Source organism: Streptomyces sp. 8K308 (genome assembly GCF_004348315.1).
In the GTDB taxonomy this organism is placed as follows: Bacteria; Actinomycetota; Actinomycetes; order Streptomycetales; family Streptomycetaceae; genus Streptomyces.
In genome coordinates, this window is sequence record NZ_SMKC01000507.1 from 1 (window position 1) to 3708 (window position 3708).

A 3708-nucleotide genomic window follows, 5' to 3' on the forward strand; every position below is an offset into this window, starting at 1 on the left:
AGGTCGGGACGTTGGGGGTGGGGTAGCTGGTGCCCCAGGCGCCGCCCACGAGTTGGAGTTGGGGCCAGCCGTCGGCGGTCCAGGTGACCGGGGCCAGCGCTGGGACTCGGCCGCCGGGGTAGGCGTCGACGAAGGCGAGGTAGTACCACTGGCCGTTCTGGGTCTGGACGAGTCCGCCCTGGTGGGGGACACCGCCGCCGGGGATGGGGCCGGGTAGGTCGAGGAGGAGTTGGCGCAGGGTGTAGGGACCGAAGGGCCCGCTGGTGGACTTCAGGATGTACTGGCCGTTGGCGGGGCGGGTCAGAAAGATGTAGTAGGCGCCGTTGATCTTGTAGAAACGGGCGCCTTCCAGGGTGCCGATGTTGGAGGGAGTGGAGAAGACCTGTTGGGCGCGGACCTGGCTGCGGCCGTCGGGTGCGAGTTGGGCGACGCTGATCTGGGTGTTGCCGTAGGCGACGTACATCGTGTCGTCGGTGTCGACGAGCAGTCCGGCGTCGTAGTAGACCTGTGGCAGTTCGGCGTGGCGGGTCCAAGGGCCCTCGACGGTGGTGGCGGTGTAGAGGTAGGTGCGGGCGAAGTCGATCTGGCCGATCCAGTAGAACGTGCGGTTGCTCGGCCGGTAGGCGAGCGAGGAGGCCCAGACGCCGCGCACGTAGCCGCGGCCGCCGTTCAGGTCGTACTTGGCGCCGAAGTCGAGACGCGGCACCGAGTGGCCGGCGAACTCCCAGTTCACCAGGTCGTAGGAGCGCAGGATGGGCGCGCCGGGTGAGTAGTGCATGGTCGAGGCCGAGTAGTAGTACGTGTCCCCGACCCGGATCACGTCGATGTCCGCGAAGTCCTGCCAGATCACCGGGTTCGTGCACGATGCCGCCACCCCGGGATGCTCCTGGGCTGCCATGCTGGGTAACGCGGCATGCGCCGAGGACGTGTTGACGAGCGGTAGCGCGGTGCCCGCGACCAAACCGCCGGCAGCCACCAGGACACCCCTGCGGCTGACATCGCGACGAGACGACGACATTGGTCCCTCATCTTTTCGAAAGTATTCGGGGCTGTTGACCGATCGTTATGTCGCGAGGACTGTAGGAACAGCCTCGCCAGCCGTCAAGGTGTGCGGCAGCGAAAGAGCCCTCCCTCTCCGAAAGGATCGGAAGCGGTGTCGTTAGACTTCCGGCATGTCCGCAGCCGGTGATCGCCAGGGCGAGCCGCTGACCATCGCGCAGCTCGCGAAGCGCGCCGGGGTCTCGGTGGCCACGGTCTCCAAGGTCGTCAACGGGCGGGCCGACGTGGCTCCGGCGACCCGTGCGCTGGTCGAGGACCTCATTCGCCGGCACGGTTACCGGCGGCAGAAGGTGGCGGGGCCGGCCGCCCTGCTCGAGCTCGTCCTCCACGAGGTGCGCGGGCCCTATCCGACCGAGATCTACCGCGGCGTGCAGCGGGTGGCCGCGGAGCACCAACTGGCCGTGGTGGTCTCGGAGCTCGGGGGCAGTCACACTCCGGAGCGCGGCTGGGTCGAGGGGGTGCTGGCCCGCCGCCCGATCGGCGTGGTCTCGGTTTTCTCGGGGCCGACCGGTGAGCAGGCCGAGCGGCTGCGCACCCGGGGCATACCGTTCGTGCTCGTGGACCCGACCGGGGAGCCGGGGCACGGTGTGCCGTCGGTGGGTGCGAGCAACTGGAGCGGCGGGCTGTCCGCCACTCGGCACCTGCTGGAGCTCGGGCATCGGCGCGTCGCCGTCATCGCCGGCCCCGAACACCTCCTGGCCGCCCGGGCCCGGCTCGACGGTTACCGGGCCGCCCTCGACCTGGCCGGCATCCCCCTCGACCCGACGCTGGTCCGCGTCGGCGAATTCCACATCCTGGACGGCCTGAAGCACACCCGCGACCTGTTGCGCCTGCCGGAGCCGCCGACGGCGGTCTTCGCGAGCACCGACGGCCAGGCGCTCGGCGTCTACCGGGCGGCGGCCGAGGCCGGGTTGCGCGTTCCCGAGGATCTGAGCGTCGTCGGCTTCGACGACCTCTTCCCGAGCCAGTGGCTCACCCCGCCGCTCACCACCGTCCGCCAGCCGCTCGCCGACATGGCCGCCACCGCCACCGCCGCCACCATGGCGATCACCCTCGCACAGGGGATGGCCCTCTCGCGGAGCCGCGTGGAGTTGGCTACCGAGCTCGTGGTCCGCGACAGCACCGCTCCTTTTCGCGGCTGAACCCCGAATCCCGTCGAAAGCCTTGACGCCGGGCGGGCCCCGCCTATCATCCATGCTTGTCTGATGTTCCGTTCGCTGTTCGCAGTATCGAACCGCTTGGGTGTGGTGGGAAGAGGTTCGCCGCCCGCCCAGCGGGTCGCCGTACCACGCGCCCCCGGGTGCCGTGCCTCCGTCGTGGCAGCTCGGGCGGCCTTCTCTTCCCGCGCCTGGCGCGCCGCCGCCGTTCGTGGGGTGCTCTGATCGGTTCTGCTCCGGGGGGTGCGGCCGCTCCTTTTTGGGAGCGCTCCCATATTGCGTCTCTCCCCCAACAGAAGGGATGGCCAGATGGATCAACCGATACGGGCGGGCGCGTGGCTCGCCCCGTTACGCCGGCTCAGGGCGCTGGTGATGCTGCTCGTCGCCGTGCTCGTGGCCTCGGGAACGATCGTCGCGCTGGCCGGCACGGCCGAGGCCGGCACGACGCTGGGCACCTCGGCGGCCGAGCGCGGCCGGTACTTCGGCACGGCCGTCGCCGCCAACAGGCTCAACGACGGCGTCTACACGACGATCCTCAACCGCGAGTTCAACAGCGTCACCGCCGAGAACGAGATGAAGTGGGACGCCACCGAGCCCAACCGGGGGCAGTTCAACTTCACCAGCGGTGACCGGATTCTCAACCACGCCCGGCAGCGGGGCATGTCGGTGCGTGGCCACGCCCTCCTGTGGCACTCGCAGCAGCCCGGCTGGGCGCAGGGCCTGTCGGGCAGCACGCTGCGGTCGGCGATGATGAACCACGTCACCCAGGTGGCCACCCACTATCGGGGCCAGATCCACTCCTGGGACGTGGTCAACGAGGCCTTCGCCGACGGCACGAGCGGGGCCAGGCGTGACTCCAACCTCCAGCGCACCGGGAACGACTGGATCGAGGCGGCGTTCCGCGCGGCGCGGGCGGCCGATCCGAACGCGCGGCTCTGCTACAACGACTACAACACGGACGGCGTCAACGCCAAGAGCACCGCGATCTACAACATGGTCCGGGACTTCAGGGCGCGCGGGGTGCCGATCGACTGCGTCGGGTTCCAGTCGCACCTGACCAACTCGGTGCCCGGCGACTACCAGGCCAACCTGCAGCGCTTCGCCGACCTGGGCGTCGACGTGCAGATCACGGAGCTGGACATCTCTGGCTCGAACCAGGCGAACGTCTACTCCACCGTCACCCGTGCCTGCCTGGCGGTCGCGCGCTGCACGGGCATCACCGTGTGGGGCATCCGGGACAGCGACTCGTGGCGGGTCGGACAGAACCCGCTGCTCTTCGACGCCTCGGGCAACAAGAAGCCCGCCTACACCGCGGTGCTGAACGCGCTCAACGAGGGCACCACGCCGCCGCCGACCGGCGGGGTCGACACCAACGCCTGGTATGTGCTGGTGAACCGGAACAGCGGCAAGGCGTTGGACGTGTACAACCTGGCGACGAACGACGGGGCGCGGATCACGCAGTGGTCGCGGAACGACCAGGCGCAGCAGCAGT

At 69.7% G+C, this 3708-nt stretch carries 3 protein-coding genes; 2 read left to right on the forward strand and 1 reads right to left on the reverse strand.

Annotation, left to right across the window (positions count from 1 at the left end; all coding sequences use genetic code 11):
- On the reverse strand, positions 1-1018 hold a 1018-nt coding region (locus E1265_RS34870; RefSeq protein ID WP_132934961.1), incomplete at its 3' end, for a glycoside hydrolase 43 family protein.
- 154 nt (positions 1019-1172) lie between these two features.
- Here E1265_RS34870 and E1265_RS34875 point away from each other — a divergent pair.
- Both E1265_RS34875 and E1265_RS34880 read left to right on the forward strand, forming a co-directional pair.
- Positions 1173-2201 carry a LacI family DNA-binding transcriptional regulator gene (locus E1265_RS34875; RefSeq protein WP_132934962.1) on the forward strand — a complete coding sequence of 343 codons (1029 nt, stop codon included), beginning with the start codon at positions 1173-1175 and terminating at the stop codon, positions 2199-2201.
- A gap of 324 nt (positions 2202-2525) precedes the next feature.
- On the forward strand, positions 2526-3708 hold a 1183-nt coding region (locus tag E1265_RS34880), incomplete at its 3' end, for an endo-1,4-beta-xylanase (RefSeq protein ID WP_243741332.1).